This is a genomic window from Herbaspirillum sp. alder98, assembly GCF_020179755.1.
In the GTDB taxonomy this organism is placed as follows: domain Bacteria; phylum Pseudomonadota; class Gammaproteobacteria; order Burkholderiales; family Burkholderiaceae_D; genus Herbaspirillum.
In genome coordinates this window covers 693,415-711,702 of the sequence record NZ_JAIUCY010000001.1, presented here as the reverse complement: position 1 = coordinate 711,702, position 18,288 = coordinate 693,415, and the positions used below count along the sequence as shown (strand labels likewise).

Genomic DNA, 18,288 nt, shown 5'->3' with positions numbered 1-18,288 from the left:
CTGCTCGCCTGTGCCATGCGCGCCCTAGTCCGACGCGTTGAGCGACCCCAGCAGCCAGGTCTCGGCCATGTCGATCTGGTTGATCAGCATCAGGAAGGTCTCGTCGTTGATGCGTTGCTCGGCGCGCAGATAATGCACCTCCAGCCTTTCGGCGCGGATCGCCTCCAGCCGCAGTTCGCGTTCGAACTGCTTGAAGCGGTTGGCGGCGCGTTGCGTTTCTTCCGAATCGCTCTCGGCATTCATGCGCATGCGATAGGTGGCCAGCAGGCTGCCGCTGACTTCGGTCAACAGCGCCAGGTCGCTCTCGTCGAGCTTGGCGCCGATGCGCTCCTGGGCGCTTTCGATGGTGCGCACGGCAGCCTCGGACAGGCGCGTGCGTGCGCTCATTTCCTCGGCGCGGCGGCGCTTGACCTCGGCGTCCAGCTGCAGATCCTTGAGCATCCACGGCAGCAGGAAACTGCCAAACAATAACGAACAGATGATCACCCCGGTGGCCAGGAAGATCAGCAGATCGCGCGCCGGGAACGGGGTATGCGCTTTCAGCAGCAGCGGGATCGACATCACGCCGGCCAGCGTGATCGCGCCGCGTACCCCCGACAGGGCGGCGATGCTGATGAGGCGCAGGTCGAACTTGCGCTGGCGTCCGGTCTGGCCGCGCACCGCCTTGGCAAAGCGGCGCATGCGCAGGTTGATCCAGACCCAGATGAAGCGCAGCACGATCAACGCTACCGTGATGGCCAGGATGTACATGAACAAATGCCACACCGGCACGTCGCCGGCGGTCTTGGCGTCGGCGTGGGCCAGGCTGACGATGCCCGGCAACTGCAGCCCCAGCAGCAGGAACGACATACCGTTGAAGATGAATTCCATCATCGTCATGATGCTGCGGCCCTGCATCCGGGTGGCGGCCGACTCGCCGCCGGCGGTCTCGATATACGGCATCAGCATGCCGGCCGCGACCGCCGCCAGGATGCCGGACAGGCCGAAATGCTCGGCAAAGATATACGCCGTAAACGGAATCAGGATCAGCAGCACCACCTGGATGCCCGGCTCGTCGCCGGCCCATTCGATGACCTTGCGGCGGATCAGGCCGAAGCCCCACGCCACGATCAGGCCCACGGCAATCCCGCCCACCGCAATCAATACGAAGCTGACGCTGGCGTCGACCAGCGAGAATGTGCCGGTCACCACCGCGGCGATGGCGAACTTGAAGGCCACCAGACCGGAAGCGTCGTTCATCAGCGCTTCGCCTTCGAGCACGTGTTGCATCGATGCCGGCAAGCGCCCCTTGCCGACGATGGACGACACCGCCACCGCATCGGTGGGCGAGAGCACCGCCGCCAGCGCAAAGGCGGCCGGCAACGAGATGACCGGCACCATCCAGTGAATGAAGTAACCCACGCCGACCACCGTAAATAACACCAGCCCGAGCGCCAGCGCCAGGATGGGTTGCGCCAGCCGGAAGAATTCGCGCTTGGGCATGCGCCAGCCGTCGGTAAACAGCAGGGGCGGAATGAACAGCAGCAAGAACAGTTCAGGGTCGAAGCTGATGTTCAAGCCGAAGATGGGCAGCGCCAGCAATGCGCCCAGGGCGATCTGGAACAGCGGCAACGGCAACTTGAACGGCGCTAGGCGCGCCACGACACCAGAGACGGCAACTGAGAGCAACAGGATGAGGACGGTGAAAACAATTTCCATTGGGGGGCGGCGGTGAGTTTCTTATATTGTTGGCGAAGCACTAACTGACTATGACGCCAGTCCTAAGTTGCAAGTATAGAAGACGCGGGGCCTCAGCAGATATTGCGGCGCAGGAATAAAATCGTGCCCTGCAACGATCAGCCCACCACCTGGAGGAACATCCCATGCAACAACGCAAGCTTGGCAAGTCCGATATTTCCGTAGCGCCACTGGCCTTCGGCGGCAACGTCTTCGGCTGGAGCATCGATGAGAAGACCTCGTTTTCGATTCTCGATGGTTTCGTCGACGCCGGACTGAACCTGATCGATACCGCCGACGTGTATTCGCGCTGGGTGCCGGGCAACCAGGGCGGCGAATCGGAGACCATCATCGGCAAATGGCTGGCGCAGGGCGGCCGGCGCGACAAGGTGGTCATCGCCACCAAGGTCGGCAAGGACATGGGCGATGGCAAGGTCGGTCTGAAAAAAGCCTATATCCAGCGCGCCGTCGAAGATTCGCTGCGGCGCCTGCAGACCGACTACATCGATCTGTACCAGTCGCACGACGACGACAAGAGCACGCCTTTCGAAGAAACGCTGGAAGCCTATGGCGCGCTCATCAAGGCTGGCAAGGTGCGCCTGATCGGCGCCTCCAACTACGACGTCAAGCGTCTGGCCGAGGCGCGTGAAGTCGGTGAAAAACTGGGCCTGCCGCTGTACCAGACCCTGCAACCCGAATACAGCCTGATCGAACGTGGCGCCTTCGAGCGCGAGCTGGAACCGTATTGCCTGCAGCACGGCGTGGGCGTGATCGGTTTCTATTCGCTGGCCAGCGGTTTCCTGAGCGGCAAGTACCGCAGCGAAGCTGATCTGGGCAAGAGCGCCGCGCGTGGCGCCCGGGTGAAAGGTTATCTCAATGAGCGTGGCCTGAAGATACTGGCGGCACTCGATACCGTCGCCCAGCGCCAGTCCAGCACGCCGGCCGCCGTGGCCCTGGCATGGCTGATTGCGCGTCCCAGCGTGACGGCGCCGATCGCCAGCGCGACCTCGTTGCAGCAACTGGAGGCGCTGGTGGCGGCCACGCAATTGACGTTGACGCCGGCCGATGTGGCGCTGCTCGATGAGGCCAGCGCTTATTGAAGCGACAATGCAAGACGCTGGGCCCTGATGGAAGTCAGGGCCCAGCGTCTTTTTGCGGGATAGAAGAACGGTTTATTTCATCGCCACGCGTTTCAGGTAACGCGAGCGCCACGGCTTCAACACCATCAGCGCCAGGAATGCGGCCAGGATATCGAGCGTGATGGCGGTGCCGAACACCGGGTGCCAGCTGCCGGTCTTCTCGTGCATCATCGCCGCCAGCGGGCCGCCGAAGATCGAACCGATGCCCTGCGAGATATACAGCCAGCCGTAGTTGGCGGTCGCGTGGCGGGTGCCGAAGGTGTCGGTCAGGGTGGAGGGAAACAGCGAGAAGATCTCGCCCCAGCCAAAGAACACCACGCCCGACAGCAGCACGAACAGGACCGCGTTCTCGCGCGTGGCCAGCCACAGCGCCATGGCTACCCCTTCCAGCGCGAAGGCGATGAACATCGTGTTCTCGCGGCCGAACCGGTCCGATACCCAGCCGAAGAACGGGCGCGTGAGGCCATTGGTCAGGCGGTCGATGGTCAGCGCCAATGGCAGCGCGGCCAGGCCGAACACCATCACGTTGGCCACGCCGAAGTCGCGCGCGAAGGTCGCCATCTGCGAGGTGACCATCAAGCCCGAGGTCGACATCATGGTCATCATCACGAACATCAACCAGAACAGGGGCGTGCGCAGCATCTGGCGCGGCGCCAGGTCGTGCGTGCTGGCGGCGATGGCCGGCGCCGGCAAGGCCGCGGTTTGCGCCGCGTCCGGCGAGCGCAGCGCCTGCGAGGCGATCACGCCGATGACGGCAAATACCAGGCCAAACTGCCAGAGCGTGGTTTCCAGCCCGGCCGTGGCCAGCGACGACGAGATGGGAAAGGTGGTCAGGATCGCCCCCATGCCGTAGCCGGCCGCCACCATGCCGACCGCAAAGCCGCGACGATCCGGGAACCAGCGCACCATCTGCCCGACCACGCCGACATACACGATGCCGGTGCCAAGGCCGCCAACCAGGCCATAGGCCAGGTAGAACATGCCGATGCTCGTGGCCTGCGCCGCCAGCACCCACGACAGCCCGGACATGAAGGTACCGATGGCGATCAGGCGGCGCGCGCCGTAGCGTTCGATCAGGCTGCCCTGGAACGGCGAGAAGAAGGTCTGCAGCACGATCAGCATCGAAAAGGTGATCTGCAGTTCAGACAGCGGCACGCCCAGCTTGGCCGTGAGCGGTTTGGTCAACAGTGTCCAGACATATTGCGGACTGGAAATGGCCATCATGCAGATCAGGCCGATCAGCAGCTGGAACCAGCGATTGCGTAGCAGGCCCGGCGCGGCGGCAGGGGCGGTGTGGGTGAGGGTGGACATGCGTTTCTCCTGTACTTGTGTGCCATGGGGGCCGCATCGACATGGCGTCGAGCGGGACAGTGACGTAACTCGGAATGCAGGGCATGGACGACCGGTGATGAGGTCGCCGGGATTTATGCATACATAAATCTGGGCAACTAAAAGCAGATTCCATGCCATTGGCATGACGGCGAGGCGCCAGAGGGAGAGGGGATGGAAAAGGCGTGCAACCGGGGTGCCGGTTGCACCAGATGCGGGAGATCAGCCGAAGCGCTTGCGCCGTGCTTGTGCCGATCCGGCGGCTTGCACCACGGCGGCGGTGGCGGCGGCACGTACCTGTTCCAGCCGTTCGATGGTGATGCGCTCGACCACGGTGTGGCTGTCCTCGATATGGCGGGCGATCAGTTGTGCTGCCAATGTGGCGTCGGATTGCCGCACGGCATCGAGAATGGCTACATGTTCGTCGTAGGTGTCGCCGATGCAATCGCCATAGGCAAAGTCGAGTCGGCGCATGATGCGCAGTTGTTCAGTCACCTGGCGATAGACGACGTCGGTCTCGGGGTTGCCCGCCGCGTGCACCAGCGCGCAGTGAAACTGCTCGTCGCGGGCGGCCACTTGCAGCCCGTCGCGCAGCCGTCTGGCCTTTCCGACCTGCCAGAAGCGACCCAGCTCCTTGACCAGCGTCAGGCGTGTGGCCTCGGGCATGCGCGGCGAACATAGCTTGGCGACGGCATGCAATTCGATCATCTCGCGCAATTCGTACAGCGACGCGAAGCGCGCCAGGTCGATCGGCACCACTTCCCAGCCGTTGCGGAAGTGGCCTCGCACCAAGCCTTCGCTTTGCAGCCGCATCAGCGCCTCCCGCACCGGCGTGCGCGAAACCTGCAACCGTTCGGCGACATCGTTCTCGGCGAAGCGGTCGCCCGGCAGCAGCCGGAAAGCGAAGATGTCTTCGCGCAGGCTGTTATAGACGGTATCGGTCAGTCTGCCGGCAGGGCGGGCGTCGATCTCGGCGGGCAGGGCGCTGGGCTTCATGGGGTCGATGGCTAAGGCGCGAAGGGCGACCAGGGGATGTTATCGCATGTGGGCCTGGTCGCGCCGCTCAAGTGCGCTACTTGCTGCGGATGATGTCGAGCGAGCGCAACACGCGCGGGTGGACGTATCTGCTGCGTACCGATTCTTCGGACAGGGCCTGCATCATGGCCTCGATGAAGTCGCCGATGCAGCCGTTGGCTGCGGTGTTCTTGCGCGTCACATAGCAGGTGGTGCTGGCCGGCAGCCGTTCCTTGAGGGTCAAGGCCTCCACCGGGTAGCGCTCGCGGCTGGCTTCGATCACCGGCCAGGGGACCACCGTCAGCAGGTCGCTGTTGCAGATCATTTCCATCATGTGCATCGAGCGATAGATATGCACCTGGCCCCGCAGTGGCGTGTCGGCCGCCGGTTCGGCGGCGTAATGGGTCATGAAGAAGTCGCGCAGCGGCGGCTTGTACTGCGTGATCTCATGGCTGAGCAGCCACGATTGACCCGCAAGTTCTTCCAGGTGACGCGCCTGCTGGCGCGGGTGGCCGCGACGGCAGGCGATGGTGTGCTCGTAGGAAAACAGCGGGCGCGCGCTGAGTTCATTGCCGGCCTGTTCCGGCGGCGCCAGTCCGATCGCCATGTCCATGCTGCCGTCGCGCAGGCCGGCATAGTCCGAACCGAAGACATCGAGCAGGCGCAGGTTGACGTCGGGCCGCATGGCGGTAAAGCGCAGCATGGTCGGCGCCAGCAGCGTGAGCGACACCCATGGCGTGATGCCGACGGTAAAGCGGATGCGGGTGGCAGCCCGGGCCGCGCCCAGTTCGAGCACGGCCTGGTCGACCTCGCCCTGGATCAGGCGTGCCCGCGCCAGCAGATTGCGACCGGCGGCGGTCAACTGCAAGCCTTGCGCCTGGCGCTCCAGCAGGCGCGTGCCGGCCGTGTTTTCGAGTTCCTGCAAGCCTTTGCTGACGGCGGCAGCGCTGACGCCCAGCATCTGGGCGGCCGGACGCAGGCCGCCATGATCGGCGATGGCGATCAGGTATTGAAGTTGCTGCAGCTTCAATTCGGGAGGACGCGACATGGTAGGCGGCAAGGGGCGAAATGTATCAGCGGCGAGCATAAACGGTGCATCGGTGGCGTGCATCCTTTTTTGCATTCAACCGCGGCTTTTCATGTCAACCAACCGTTGACACGACGTTCGACCGTTCGGTCGGTAGACTTGCTGCGCCAGGGCTGGAGCGGCTTTGCCGTCGATCGTGCGGTCCGTTTGAGCGTCTTGTGGATGCTTGCCGCCGTCTCCTGGCGTCCTTGTGCCAGCGCCAATGGTACGGATGCTGCAACCGTTGCAGCATTGCCGGCGCGGTGCGTCGCGATCAACGTAATGAAGAGAGTGCAATGACAACACAGTTGAACAATCAGTTTCTGGTGCCAGGCATCGTCGAACATCTCGGCGACAGCATCGCGCTGCGCCATCACATCCACGCTCATCCCGAACTGGCCTACCAGGAACACGCCACCAGCGACCTGGTCGCTGAAAAACTGGCGGCCTGGGGCTATAGCGTGCACCGCGGCCTGGGCGGAACCGGCGTGGTGGGCACGCTGAAGAAAGGCAGTGGTACGCGCAGGCTGGGCTTGCGCGCCGACATGGATGCCTTGCCGATCACCGAGCAGACCGGCTTGCCCTATGCCAGCAAGCATGGCGGCACCATGCATGCGTGCGGTCACGACGGTCATACCGCCACCCTGCTGGCGGCGGCCCGCACCTTGAAGGACCTGCCCTTCGATGGCACCCTGCACCTGATCTTCCAGCCGGCCGAAGAAGGCCTGGGCGGCGCCCGCAAGATGGTCGAGGACGGGCTGTTCCAGCTGTTTCCGTGCGATGCCATCTTCGCCTATCACAACATGCCCGGTTATCCGACCGGCAAGATCGGCACCTTGCCGGGCGCGTTCATGGCGTCGTCCGATACCGTCATCATCAAGATCGCCGGCCATGGCGGACACGGCTCGATGCCGCATATCACGGTCGACGCGGCGCTGGTGGCGTCCTATCTGGTGGTCGCCCTGCAAAGCGTGGTGGCGCGCAACGTCGATCCACGCCAGATGGCGGTGGTGACGGTGGGTTGCCTGCAAGCCGGCAATGCGCCCAACGTGATCGCCGAGACGGCCGAGTTGCGGCTGTCGGTGCGGGCCTATTCGCCCGAGGTGCGGGCCGCGCTGCGCGAGCGCATCACGGCGCTGGCGCATGCGCAGGCGCAGGCATTCGGCGCGCGCGCCGAGGTCGACTATCAATGGCGCTATCCGGCGCTGCAGAACGATCCCGCCATGACCCGCTTCGCCGAAGGCGTGGTGCGCGACTGGCTGGGGCCGGAGGGGTTCATCGACAACGTGCAGCAACTGACCGGCAGCGAAGACTTCTCGTTCATGCTCGAGCATTGTCCCGGCTGCTACCTGATCATCGGCAATGGCGAAGGTGAGCAGGGCGGTTGCATGGTGCACAACCCGCGCTACGACTTCAACGACAGCATCCTGCCGGTCGCCGCCAGCTACTGGATCAAGCTGACCGAGCGCTTCCTGTCGTCGGCCTCGCTGGAACCCGGCGAGCAGCCCTGAGCAAGATCAACCGAATCCATTACAGATCACATCCATGAACAGCAAAAGTTCGTCCCCGGCAGCGGGCAGCGCAGGCGCGGTGAGCGCGCCCTCCAAGGCCAAGAAGATCGCCGCCATCACGGTCGGCAACGGCCTGGAATTCTTCGATTTCTCGATCTATACGTACTTCGCCGCGATCATCGGGCGCCAGTTCTTTCCCAGCACCTCCGAATGGGCGTCGCTGATGATGTCGCTGGCGACCTTTGGCGTAGGTTTCCTGGTACGCCCGCTGGGCGGCATCGTGATGGGGCAACTGGCCGATCGTCGCGGGCGCAAGCCGGCCATGACGCTCAGCCTGTGGCTCATGGCGCTGGGTTCGGCGATCTTCATCGTGACCCCGACCTATGCCCAGATCGGCCTGGCGGCGCCCTTGCTGATGATCGTCGGGCGCATGATCCAGGGCTTTGCCGTCGGCGGCGAGGTCGGCGCATCGACCTCGATGCTGCTGGAATATGCCGATGACAAGACGCGTGGTTTCTACAGCAGCTGGCAGTTGTTCAGCCAGTCCCTGAGCACCCTGGCGGGGGCCGGCGTGGGGCTGCTGCTGACCTACAGCCTGAGCACCGAGCAACTGGAAAGCTGGGGCTGGCGCCTGCCGTTCGTGCTGGGGCTGTTGCTGGTGCCGATCGGTAACTACATCCGCCGCTTCCTGGACGAGACCGGTGAAGTCGTGCAGGCGCCGGCGTCGGGCAAGCGCAAGCATGCGCCCGGCGCGCTGTCGGAAATCCTGCGCCTGTATCGCAAGCCGCTGTTGCTGGGCACGGCCATCGTCATCGGCGGCACCTCGGCCAACTACATCGTCATGCACTACATCACGACCTACGCCAAGGCGATCCTGCACATGCCGTTTTCGCTGGCCCTGTGGGCGTCGTGGATTGCGGGACTCATGCAGTTGCTGCTGTGCGCGCCGGCCGGCATCCTGGCCGATCGCCTGGGCCGCAAGCCGGTCGCCACCTGGTCGCGCCTGTTGCTGATTGTGCTGGTGTTCCCGGCGTTCATGCTGATGGATAGCCTGCGCAGCGGCACCGGCCTGTTCGTGGCGGTGGTGATGATGGTCATACCGCTGGTATTTACGTCGGTGTCGAGCATCGTGATGATGTCCGAGCTGTTCCCGCGCCGGGTGCGCGCCACCGGCCTGGCGCTGTGCTACGGACTGGGGGTATCGATCTTCGGTGGCTTCTCGCAATTCATCGCCACCTGGCTGGTCAAGGCGACCGGCTCCAACCTGGGGCCGGCCTGGTACGTCATCGGCACCGGCCTGATTTCGCTGGTGGCCATCGCCATGACGCCCGAGACCGCCGGCCGCAAGCTGGACTGACGCCACCTTCCGCCGCCCACCTGCGGCTTGCTTTTCACACCAACCCAGCAGCATTTCACGTGTACGCGCTAAGGCGCGTGCCGGGGACTGCTGCGCCTTCGATCATCAACACGGGGAACCCTAAAATGAAAAAACTTGCAACGCTGACCTGGCTGGCAGCCTGTTCCACCCTGGCCCATGCCGCCAGTGCCGACAATGTCACGCTGTACGGCGTGGTGGATATGGGCGTGGCCTATGTCAATGGCGGCAGCACCACCATGAAAGCCATCAGCGGCGCCGGCTCGACCTCGCGCATCGGCTTCAAGGGCCATGAAAACCTGGGCGGCGGCTGGTTTGCCGGGTTCATGCTCGAAAGCGGGCTGCAGGCCGATACGGGCGTCGCCGGCGGCACCACGCTGCAGGGCGAGCAGAGCCTGTTCAATCGCGAATCCAATATCTGGATCGGCTCGGACAGTGTCGGCACCGTCAAGCTGGGACGGCAGTACCCGGCCATGATTTCACTGGCGCTGGACCCGTTCCTGGGGGTCTCCGGTTTTTCGCCCTATGGCACCGTGATCTCGTCCAATGCCGACCTCGGACGCGGCGCCACGCTGGGCGATTCGCGCATCAGCAATGCCGTCTCGTACACCACGCCCGATCTGGCCGGCGTAATGGCCCAGTTCCTGTATGCGCCGCGCGAGAGCACGGCGGCAGGCTATCCGCGCGCCGCCGACTATGGCGTCGAGGCGCACTACAGCCGCGGCAACCTGCTCTATCTCGGAGCCCAGTACAACGTGGTCAATACCGATCCCACCGCGACCCTGGCCTCGGTCAAGAACATCTGGTCGGGGGTTGGGGTGCAAGTCAAGCTGGGCGATGCGATCCTCAGCTACGAGCTCAACAACGTGGCGCCCCGCGCCGTCGGTTCATACGTCGCCCAGAGTCATATGCTGGGCATGACCCTGGCGCCGAACACGCGCGACTATTATCAGTTGGCCTTGCTGTATCGCAATGTGGCCGGGGCCCATGACAAGAATTCGTTTACGGTGGGTTTCGGCTATGGCTACAACCTGTCTCGCGCCAGCACGCTCTACACCCGCATCGGCCGCGTGTTCAACCGTAGCAATGGCGTTTCGTCACTGTCCGGCACCACGGTGACCCAGGCCGGCGACGATGTGTCGGTGCTGGCGGTGGGTTTGCGCTATCGCTTTTGAGGCAGCGCAACATCGGGTCAATAAAACGGGGCGCAACGGCCCCGTTTTTTCTGGCGCGCAGATATGCTGCAGGGCACAGTTTCTCGTGGCTTGACACTTGGACGGGGGATACCTATCCTCCACAGCCATTGGTCTTACCATTGCCGACGCCCTGCAGCATAGCGTGTCGACAGGGGAGGGCTCCGATCCAGTCTCTCCACAGGCACTCAAGACGACGCCATGTCATTTGATCCCATTGTCCAGAAATCGATTTCCGAGCAGGTTGCGCAACGCTTGCTGACCATGATCCGTAGCGGCTTGCTCAAGCCCGACCAGCAATTGCCGCCCGAGCGCGAACTGGCGGCCATGCTGGGCGTCGGCCGGCCGGCGGTGCGCGAAGCGATTCGCGGGCTGGCCTTGCTGGGGCTGTTGCGCATTCGCCAGGGCGAGGGCACCTTCGTCAGTTCGCTCGAAACCCGCGAATTGCTCGAACCGCTGGAAATGATCATCGACCTCAACCCCGGCACGCTGGAGGCCTTGTTCGATGCGCGCCTGATCATCGAGACCGGCGTGGCCGCCCTGGCGGCGACCCATATGGATGACAGCGAATTGCAGCGCCTGGTGCGCAACGTCGAGGACGAGGCGCGGCTGCTGTCCGACCCGGTGGCCTTTGCCGCTGCCGATGTCGAGTTTCACGAGGCCATCATCGAGGCTTGCGACAACCCTTTCCTGCAGAGCATTGCCGGCAGCCTCTACATGCTGGGCAAGAAGAGCCGCACCATCACCTCGCGCATCCCGGCCACGCTCGAACGCAGCCTGCAGGACCATCGCGAGATCCTCGATGCGCTGCAGGCGCGCGATCCGCAGCGGGCCTCCGACGCCATGCGCAGCCACTTGCAGCATGTGCGCGCGGCCTATCGCGGGGCCGCACCGAACAAGGACGAGTCGGTCCACGACTGACGCCGGCACGCCATCGAACGACACATAACGAACGACGCATACACAAAGGAGAACACCATGCTTGATCTGGCAGGAAAAGTTGTCTTCATCAGTGGCGCAAGCACCGGCATCGGGGCCGCCGCGGCGCGTGCCTTCGGCGCCCGTGGGGCGCATGTCGTGGTCCACTACAACAGTTCGGCCAAGGAAGCCGAACTGGTGGCCGCCGATGTCCGCGAAACCGGCAGCCGAGCGATCACCATCGGCGCCGACGTGCGCGACAGCGCTGCGATCAATCGCGCGGTGTCCACGGCAGTGGAGCAGTTGGGGCGTATCGACATCCTGATCAACAATGCCGGCAGCCTGGTCAAGCGCGAGGCGCTGGAAAAAGTCAGCGACGAATTGTTCGACGAGATCGTGCAGATCAACGCCCGTTCGGTGGTGGCCTTCACACGCGCAGTGATCCCGGTCATGCGCAGCCAGGGCGGCGGCAACATCATCAACGTCACCTCGGTGGCGGCGCGTCATGGCGGCGGCCCCGGCGCACTGATCTATGCGGCCTCGAAGGGCTTCGTGAGCACCATCACACGCGGCATGGCCAAGGAACTGCTGGCCGACAAGATCCGCGTCAATGCGGTCGCGCCGGGCGTGATCATGACGCCGTTCCAGGAACGCTTCACCACGCCGGAACAGCTGGAAGCCTTCCGCAAGACCATTCCCATGGGCCGCATCGGCGACCCGGACGAATGCAGCGGCGCATTCCTCTACCTGGCCTCGGAACAGTTGTCGGGCTATGTGACGGGGCAGATCATCGAAGTCAATGGCGGGCAGTACATGCCTTGAGTGAGACGGTCGTCTGACAGGAGTCAAGAATGCCGACGTCCTTGCGTCGGCATTTTTGCATCAGGTCCTTGATAACAGCGCCGCCTGGTCGCGCAAGCCGCGGGCGATCGCCTCGAACAGGTCTGCGGGAAATCCCGGTGGCAGTTGCGCGCCCGCCGTCTCGATGACGGCGGGCACCTGGGCGATGGACTCGTCGATGATCTGTTGCGCCAGCGCTTCTCCCAGCCCGGTCTGGGCTGCGTGCGCGAGCCAGTGGTTTCTGCGGATATCCCTGAGCACGTAATGATTGGACTTGCCCCGTACTGCCATTGCCAGCCTTGCCCGTTGCGCAGCGATCATGTTTGCCTTGTTGCCAATGACCGGGTGGGCGGACAGAACGTCGTAGAGTGGGGTGGCCCTGAACTGGCGTTGCGGCAGATGGACGATGCTGAAGTTCTTTGCGTGACCATCGGTGGCCGCCAGTAACCAGAACACCACTTGAGCCTTGAAGAAATGCGTTCGGTCTTCGATGGCCCGCGTCGAACCCGCAAGTATCTGCATGACATCGCTTATGCCGGGGCCGCCGTCTGCCTGGTATTTCCGCGTCGCCGACGTGCCTGTGGCCTGGCAGAAATCTTCCTGGGGCAGACGAATGATCCAGCTGCCGTCATCGGCCAGCCGGCGGTCGAAGCGTGACACCACCAATACTTTCTGTTCTTCGAACTGCGCCATGTCGCAATGAGCAACGGGCAGGCCGAAGGCGGCGATCATCTTCGAGCATAGCCATTCGTTTTCGACCGAGGTGCGCATGTCTGCCTGCATCGCACCTACCAGCCCCAATGGCAGTTTGAGGATGTGAGTGGTCGGCGTGCTGGCGAGCGGAAGCCGCCATTTGCCGTCCTGCTGCAGGAGCGCCGTTTTCTCCTGTGCGCCGGCAATCGACAGACGCAGATCGGCGAGCTCTTCACGCTGCCCAAGGGGCCGGTCTGATACGGCGCGGCGCAGCAGCGCTGCGATATCGGCTTGACCAAGCGCCTCGCTGCGGATCGAGAACAGATGGGTGGGTTGTCCGTCCTGCGGCAGTAACTGGAGCGCGCCTACGCAATCACGACCGACAGCGGCCAGCAATTCATGGGCTGCGACACCGCCGGTGCCGAAATGGTCTGCCATGCGTCGCCGGATGGCATCACTGTCCGGCAGCAGGTTGTCGAAGTAATTTCTGACGACATCGCCACGATAGGGGGCATTGCCCGCCGTGATCGGCAGGGAAAGCGAGATGGGCCGGCATTGCTCGTCGGCCAGCCAGTCGTCGAAGTAGGTCAATGAATGTTCGCCGTTGCGGATATCCCAACGGGCCACCGGCGTGCCGTTGAGCCACAGGTTCAACCGGTTTGTGGCCGATCTGCGAAAACGCGTCACCATGATTGCTTCGTGCCCGATGGCGGGACCAGCTTCGGCGGAGCCGGATTTTTTGGTGACTGAACTGGCGCGGGTGTCCCGTCATTTTTCTGTGCGAGTACGACCTCCACATCCAGCAGTCTGAGAATCGTGATCAACCGGCCGAGGTTGGTGGCGGTCGGATTGGCCTCGATTCTGGCGTAGCTTTGCTGGCTGATTCCCAGCAATGCAGCAACCTCGGCTTGCGACTTGCCGGCGCGCTTGCGAAAGCCGACCAGCAAAGGCTTCAATTGCTGCTGAGTCTTGACCGGATAGTCCATAGTGATGTGTTTTACAGTTTTAAAGATGTAATCTCAATATACATCCTATATGTTGTAAATTGCAAATACAGCTTTTATGATGTATTTAGAAAATACAACATATGTAGTGTATTTTTGATGTTGAACATGCCTCCCTGGCATGGCCCTTGCAGCATTTCTCGTTCATTTCCCGACCCGACACCGGCCCGATGGACATCGTCGAAAGCGACCTTCTACGCGACAAGCTGACCCTCCTTCTCGATTCCACCGGCGAAGGCATCTACGGCATCGACCTTGAAGGCCGTTGCACCTTCATCAATCGGGCCGGTGCCAACATGCTGGGCTATGCGGTGGAGCAGGTGCTGGGCATGAACATGCACGAACTGGTGCATCACAGTCACGAGCATGGCGGTCATTACCCCGAGCACGAGTGCCCGATCCTCAAGGCCTATCGCAACGGTGAATCGTGCCGGGTCGACCAGGAAGTGTTCTGGCGCGCCGACGGCAGTTACTTTGCCACCGAATATTCGTCGCACCAGATCGTCGACGGCGGCCAGGTGCGCGGGGCGGTGATCACCTTCAGCGATATCTCCAAGCGGCGCCTGGCCGAAGAGCAGTTGCAGCGCGCCAAGGCCGAACTGGAGCAGCGGGTGGCCGAACGCACCCGCGAACTGTCGGCCGCGTTGCGCCAGGTGCGTCAGTTGTCGGCCCATGCGCATTCGGTGCGCGAAGACGAGCGCACCCGCATCGCGCGTGAAATCCATGACGAACTGGGGAGCCTGCTGGTGGCCCTGAAGCTGGACGTGAACTGGATGGCCAGCCGGGTCAGGGAGATTGAGCCGGTGGCCCGCAAGTGCGCCACGATGAACCGCCTCATCGAGACGGCAGTCGACAACGTCGGACGCATCATCACCGACCTGCGGCCCAGCATTCTCGATCACCAGGGCTTGATCGCGGCCCTCGAATGGCAGGTGCAGGAGTTCTCGGAAGCCACCGAGTTGCCCTGCGAGGTGAATTTCGATATCGCCCCGCAAGCCTTCGTGCCGGTCGGCGCCCAGGCTACCGCCGCATTCCGTATCTTCCAGGAAATGCTGTCCAACGTGGCGCGGCATGCACGCGCCACCCGGGTTCGCATTGCCGTGATGCTGACCCCGGCCGAACTGGTGATGGAAGTCGAGGACAATGGCGTGGGCGCCAGCGGCGATGCGCTGGCGGCGGCGACGTCGTATGGCGTCATGGGCATGCGCGAGCGCGCCATGCACTTCGGTGGCGCATTGAGCATCGCTGGTGCGCGCTTTGCACCAGCACACGACATGGCGGGCATGCCGGGTACGCTGGTCTGCCTGCGCCTGCCGTTACGCCCCAGCCGGGAGCCGTCATGAACGACACCATTCGCATCCTCCTCTGCGACGACCATCGCATCGTGCGCGAGGGCTTGAAGCAGATCCTGGCCGATACCCCCGACATCGAGGTGGCGGCCGAATGCGCCAGCGGTCCGGAGGTGTTGCAGAAGGCCCGGGTCGAAGCCATCGACCTGGTGCTGCTGGATATCGCCATTCCCGTGCAGGACGGGCTGGACGTGCTGCGCCAGATCAAGCAGGAGATGCCGCGCCTGCCGGTGCTGATGCTGTCGACCTATCCCGAAAAACAGTACGCGGCGCGCTGCTACAAGCTGGGCGCGGCCGGTTACGTCAACAAGAGCGCCGACACCGAGCAACTGGTGGCGGCCATCCGCAAGGCCGCCGGCGGCGGCATCTATGTCAGCCCGCAGATGGCCGAGACGCTGGCCTCGCGCCTGGGCGCACGCTCGGCGGCCGAACAGCCGGCCGCGCACGAAAGCCTGTCGCATCGCGAATACCAGGTGTTCAGCCTGATCGCGGCCGGTCGCAGCGTCAAGGAGATCGCCGATCAACTGGGGCTGAGCCCCAATACGGTGAGCACCTATCGCAGCCGCATCCTGGAAAAGACCGGGGCGTCAAACGATGTCGGTATCGCCATGTATGCGGTCAGGCATCAGTTGATGCCGGTGTAGCGCGTCGTCCCGGCACAGGCCGGGGCCAGTGGCTATCGGGGCGCATTCGACATACGTTGAACGACGCTGGGTCCTGACTTTCGTCAGGACGACGGCGGTCTGATAGAGCGACGGCGCGGGATTTTGTAGTGCAATCACTACAGGCCGTCGTCACACGATGACGTCATGGCCCGGCTGGCAAAACCCTTGCAGGGGAGTACCGGTGTCGCACACGCACCTCAAACTCACCAAACGGGGGAATCATGCCGAAAGCACCAGAACACAACGTCTTTCATACCTATGACGCCGATGGCGCCGGCCAGGGCTGCTCATGCGGTCGTCATGGCAGCCAGCGCCAGCACGATGCCGACAGCGAGGCGCAGCGCCTGCAGCGGGGCCGGCAGGTCGAGACCCTGACCGAGGACGTGATCGAGGAATCGCTCATGCGCGCCTTGTTCCCACGGTTGTCGCAGCGTCGCGATTTCCTGCGCGCGGTCGGCAAGAACACCGCCCGCGCGGCCATCGCCAGCGTGTTGCCGCTGGGGGCCTTGCAGGCGATGGCGCAGGAAAAGAATGGCGCGCTGGAAAAGAAGGACCTCAAGATCGGCTTCATCGCCATCACCTGCGCCGCGCCGCTGATCATGGCCGATCCGCTGGGCTTCTATCGCAAGGAGGGGCTCAACGTCTCGCTCAACAAGACGGCTGGCTGGGCCCTGATCCGCGACAAGATGATCAACAAGGAACACGACGCCTCGCACTTCCTGTCGCCGATGCCGCTGGCCATGTCGATGGGCGTGGGCAGCAACCCCACGCAGATGCGCATCGCAACCATCCAGAACATCAACGGCCAGGCCATCACGCTGCACGTCAAGCACAAGGACAAGCGCGATCCGAAGCAGTGGAAGGGCTTCAAGTTTGCGGTGCCGTTCGAGTATTCGATGCACAACTTCCTGCTGCGCTATTACCTGGCCGAGCACGGACTGGACCCCGATCGCGACGTGCAGATCCGCGTCACGCCGCCGCCCGAGATGGTGGCCAACCTGCGGGCCGGCAATATCGACGGTTTCCTCGGGCCGGACCCGTTCAACCAGCGTGCGGTCTACGACGAGGTCGGCTTCATCCACCTGCTATCCAAGGAAATCTGGGACGGCCATCCCTGCTGCGCCTTCGGCACTTCCGAAGAATTCGTCAGGCAGAACCCGAATACCTTCGCCGCCTTGTTCCGCTCGGTGCTGACGGCGGCGGCCATGGCGCGCGACCCGGCCAATCGCTCGCTGGTGGCCAAGGTGATTTCGCCGGCGGCTTACCTGAACCAGCCCGAGACGGTGGTCGAGCAGGTGCTGACCGGCCGCTTTGCCGATGGCCTGGGCAACGTCAAGAATGTGCCGGGACGGGCCGACTTCGATCCGGTGCCGTGGGATTCGATGGCGGTCTGGATCCTGTCGCAGATGAAGCGCTGGGGCTATATCAAGGGTGACGTCGACTACAAGGGCATCGCTGAACGGGTGCTGCTGCTGACCGACGCCAAGAAGCACATGAAGGAGCTGGGCCAGCCAGTGCCCGCGGGCGCCTATCGCAAGTATTCGATCATGGGACGCGAGTTCGATGCCGACCGCGCCGAGGCCTACGCCAACAGCTTCGCCATCAAGAGGACCAGTTGATGAAGCCCGACCGGACCGGCTGGCGCGCCGCACTCATCTCGCTGGTGCTGCTGGCGTGCCTGCTGGCAGTGTGGCACCTGGCGACCCTGCCGCGCGAAAGCGCCGCCGGCGGCGCCCAGGACGAATACGCCAAGCTGATGGGCAAGAGCGGCGGCGCGGCCAAGAGCGACGGCTTTCCCGGGCTGGCGCAGATGGGCCAGACCATCGTGCGCGAATTGTCCAACCCGTTCTATGACAACGGTCCCAACGACAAGGGCATCGGGATACAGCTCGGGCATTCGCTGGGACGGGTCGGGCTGGGGTTTGGCATCGCGGCGCTGGTGGCGATTCCGCTGGGCTTCCTGCTGGGCATGTCGCCGCTGATGCAGCGCGCCCTCAATCCCTTCATCCAGATCCTCAAGCCGATCTCGCCGCTGGCCTGGATGCCGCTGGCGCTCTACACCATCAAGGATTCGTCGGTGTCGGGCGTGTTCGTCATCTTCATCTGCTCGGTATGGCCGATGCTGATGAACACCGCCTTCGGCGTGGCCTCGGTGCGGCGCGACTGGCTCAACGTCGCCAGGACGCTGGAAGTCGGGCCCTTGCGGCGCGCCTTCCTGGTGATCCTGCCGGCGGCCGCGCCGACCATCCTGACCGGGATGCGCATTTCGATGGGCATCGCCTGGCTGGTGATCGTGGCCGCCGAGATGCTGGTGGGCGGCACCGGCATCGGCTACTTCGTCTGGAACGAATGGAACAACCTGTCGCTGACCAGCGTGATCTTCGCGATCCTGGTCATCGGCGCCACCGGCATGGTGCTCGACCTGATCTTCGCGCGCCTGCAGAAATGGGTGACCTATGTCGAATGAAGCAAGCGC

Annotated in this window: 16 protein-coding genes; 10 read left to right on the top strand and 6 right to left on the bottom strand. The window is 63.6% G+C overall.

The features are described 5' to 3' along the window. Positions 1-24 precede the first annotated feature (24 nt). Entirely contained in the window at positions 25-1,698 is a 1,674-nt protein-coding gene (locus LBW87_RS03360; protein ID WP_225200006.1) for a Na+/H+ antiporter, read from the bottom strand. 164 nt (positions 1,699-1,862) lie between these two features. Between LBW87_RS03360 and LBW87_RS03355 the strand changes: the two genes are divergently transcribed. Further along, positions 1,863-2,816, top strand: coding sequence for an aldo/keto reductase (locus LBW87_RS03355; protein WP_225200005.1), 954 nt, complete (start codon positions 1,863-1,865; stop codon positions 2,814-2,816). 72 nt (positions 2,817-2,888) lie between these two features. Here the strand turns inward: LBW87_RS03355 and oxlT are convergent, their stop codons facing one another. The 3 genes from oxlT to LBW87_RS03340 form a co-directional block, all read right to left on the bottom strand. Next, positions 2,889-4,166 carry an oxalate/formate MFS antiporter gene (gene oxlT / locus LBW87_RS03350; protein ID WP_225200004.1) on the bottom strand — a complete coding sequence of 426 codons (1,278 nt, stop codon included), beginning with the start codon at positions 4,164-4,166 and terminating at the stop codon, positions 2,889-2,891. 240 nt (positions 4,167-4,406) lie between these two features. Then, positions 4,407-5,180, bottom strand: a complete 774-nt coding sequence (locus LBW87_RS03345) for a GntR family transcriptional regulator (protein WP_225200003.1) — start codon at positions 5,178-5,180, stop codon at positions 4,407-4,409. A gap of 76 nt (positions 5,181-5,256) precedes the next feature. Next, complete coding sequence (locus LBW87_RS03340) at positions 5,257-6,246, bottom strand: LysR family transcriptional regulator (protein ID WP_225200002.1); 990 nt, start codon at positions 6,244-6,246, stop codon at positions 5,257-5,259. Between the two features lie 314 nt (positions 6,247-6,560). Here LBW87_RS03340 and LBW87_RS03335 point away from each other — a divergent pair, with 314 nt between their 5' ends. The 5 genes from LBW87_RS03335 to LBW87_RS03315 all read left to right on the top strand — a co-directional run bounded on the left by LBW87_RS03335 (position 6,561) and on the right by LBW87_RS03315 (position 12,083). Beyond that, complete coding sequence (locus tag LBW87_RS03335; RefSeq protein WP_225200001.1) at positions 6,561-7,775, top strand: M20 aminoacylase family protein; 1,215 nt, start codon at positions 6,561-6,563, stop codon at positions 7,773-7,775. A 34-nt stretch (positions 7,776-7,809) separates the two neighbouring features. After that, positions 7,810-9,132, top strand: a complete 1,323-nt coding sequence (locus tag LBW87_RS03330) for an MFS transporter (RefSeq protein WP_225200000.1) — start codon at positions 7,810-7,812, stop codon at positions 9,130-9,132. Between the two features lie 125 nt (positions 9,133-9,257). After that, on the top strand, positions 9,258-10,325 hold the full coding sequence (locus LBW87_RS03325) for a porin (RefSeq protein ID WP_225199999.1): 1,068 nt from the start codon (positions 9,258-9,260) through the stop codon (positions 10,323-10,325). A 219-nt stretch (positions 10,326-10,544) separates the two neighbouring features. Further along, the gene (locus LBW87_RS03320; RefSeq protein WP_225199998.1) at positions 10,545-11,264 is read left to right on the top strand and encodes a FadR/GntR family transcriptional regulator; all 720 of its coding nucleotides are present in this window, start codon (positions 10,545-10,547) and stop codon (positions 11,262-11,264) included. A 57-nt stretch (positions 11,265-11,321) separates the two neighbouring features. Further along, complete coding sequence (locus LBW87_RS03315) at positions 11,322-12,083, top strand: SDR family NAD(P)-dependent oxidoreductase (RefSeq protein ID WP_225199997.1); 762 nt, start codon at positions 11,322-11,324, stop codon at positions 12,081-12,083. A 60-nt stretch (positions 12,084-12,143) separates the two neighbouring features. Here LBW87_RS03315 and LBW87_RS03310 read toward each other — a convergent pair whose 3' ends face one another. Further along, positions 12,144-13,484 (bottom strand): type II toxin-antitoxin system HipA family toxin, encoded by a 1,341-nt coding sequence (locus LBW87_RS03310; protein WP_225199996.1) that lies wholly within the window; start codon positions 13,482-13,484, stop codon positions 12,144-12,146. Continuing rightward, positions 13,478-13,780: a helix-turn-helix transcriptional regulator gene (locus LBW87_RS03305; protein ID WP_225199995.1), complete on the bottom strand. Its 303-nt coding sequence runs from the start codon at positions 13,778-13,780 to the stop codon at positions 13,478-13,480. Before LBW87_RS03305 ends, LBW87_RS03310 begins: the two co-directional genes overlap by 7 nt. 188 nt (positions 13,781-13,968) lie before the next feature. Between LBW87_RS03305 and LBW87_RS03300 the strand changes: the two genes are divergently transcribed. The 4 genes from LBW87_RS03300 to ntrB all read left to right on the top strand — a co-directional run bounded on the left by LBW87_RS03300 (position 13,969) and on the right by ntrB (position 18,279). Then, on the top strand, positions 13,969-15,141 hold the full coding sequence (locus tag LBW87_RS03300) for a PAS domain S-box protein (protein WP_225200336.1): 1,173 nt from the start codon (positions 13,969-13,971) through the stop codon (positions 15,139-15,141). After that, entirely contained in the window at positions 15,138-15,791 is a 654-nt protein-coding gene (locus LBW87_RS03295; RefSeq protein WP_225199994.1) for a response regulator transcription factor, read from the top strand. Before LBW87_RS03300 ends, LBW87_RS03295 begins: the two co-directional genes overlap by 4 nt. Before the next feature lie 242 nt (positions 15,792-16,033). Further along, positions 16,034-17,431 carry a CmpA/NrtA family ABC transporter substrate-binding protein gene (locus tag LBW87_RS03290; protein WP_225199993.1) on the top strand — a complete coding sequence of 466 codons (1,398 nt, stop codon included), beginning with the start codon at positions 16,034-16,036 and terminating at the stop codon, positions 17,429-17,431. Beyond that, on the top strand, positions 17,431-18,279 hold the full coding sequence (gene ntrB, locus LBW87_RS03285) for a nitrate ABC transporter permease (protein WP_225199992.1): 849 nt from the start codon (positions 17,431-17,433) through the stop codon (positions 18,277-18,279). Before LBW87_RS03290 ends, ntrB begins: the two co-directional genes overlap by 1 nt. The last annotated feature ends 9 nt before the right edge of the window (positions 18,280-18,288 follow it).

What these genes read in the sequence shown, in the direction of transcription:
- LBW87_RS03360 (WP_225200006.1), bottom strand. Translation starts at nt 1,698, where the DNA reads ATGGAAATTGTTTTCACCGTCCTCATCCTGTTGCTCTCAGTTGCCGTC.
- LBW87_RS03355 (WP_225200005.1), top strand. Translation starts at nt 1,863, where the DNA reads ATGCAACAACGCAAGCTTGGCAAGTCCGATATTTCCGTAGCGCCACTG.
- oxlT (WP_225200004.1), bottom strand. Translation starts at nt 4,166, where the DNA reads ATGTCCACCCTCACCCACACCGCCCCTGCCGCCGCGCCGGGCCTGCTA.
- LBW87_RS03345 (WP_225200003.1), bottom strand. Translation starts at nt 5,180, where the DNA reads ATGAAGCCCAGCGCCCTGCCCGCCGAGATCGACGCCCGCCCTGCCGGC.
- LBW87_RS03340 (WP_225200002.1), bottom strand. Translation starts at nt 6,246, where the DNA reads ATGTCGCGTCCTCCCGAATTGAAGCTGCAGCAACTTCAATACCTGATC.
- LBW87_RS03335 (WP_225200001.1), top strand. Translation starts at nt 6,561, where the DNA reads ATGACAACACAGTTGAACAATCAGTTTCTGGTGCCAGGCATCGTCGAA.
- LBW87_RS03330 (WP_225200000.1), top strand. Translation starts at nt 7,810, where the DNA reads ATGAACAGCAAAAGTTCGTCCCCGGCAGCGGGCAGCGCAGGCGCGGTG.
- LBW87_RS03325 (WP_225199999.1), top strand. Translation starts at nt 9,258, where the DNA reads ATGAAAAAACTTGCAACGCTGACCTGGCTGGCAGCCTGTTCCACCCTG.
- LBW87_RS03320 (WP_225199998.1), top strand. Translation starts at nt 10,545, where the DNA reads ATGTCATTTGATCCCATTGTCCAGAAATCGATTTCCGAGCAGGTTGCG.
- LBW87_RS03315 (WP_225199997.1), top strand. Translation starts at nt 11,322, where the DNA reads ATGCTTGATCTGGCAGGAAAAGTTGTCTTCATCAGTGGCGCAAGCACC.
- LBW87_RS03310 (WP_225199996.1), bottom strand. Translation starts at nt 13,484, where the DNA reads ATGGTGACGCGTTTTCGCAGATCGGCCACAAACCGGTTGAACCTGTGG.
- LBW87_RS03305 (WP_225199995.1), bottom strand. Translation starts at nt 13,780, where the DNA reads ATGGACTATCCGGTCAAGACTCAGCAGCAATTGAAGCCTTTGCTGGTC.
- LBW87_RS03300 (WP_225200336.1), top strand. Translation starts at nt 13,969, where the DNA reads ATGGACATCGTCGAAAGCGACCTTCTACGCGACAAGCTGACCCTCCTT.
- LBW87_RS03295 (WP_225199994.1), top strand. Translation starts at nt 15,138, where the DNA reads ATGAACGACACCATTCGCATCCTCCTCTGCGACGACCATCGCATCGTG.
- LBW87_RS03290 (WP_225199993.1), top strand. Translation starts at nt 16,034, where the DNA reads ATGCCGAAAGCACCAGAACACAACGTCTTTCATACCTATGACGCCGAT.
- ntrB (WP_225199992.1), top strand. Translation starts at nt 17,431, where the DNA reads ATGAAGCCCGACCGGACCGGCTGGCGCGCCGCACTCATCTCGCTGGTG.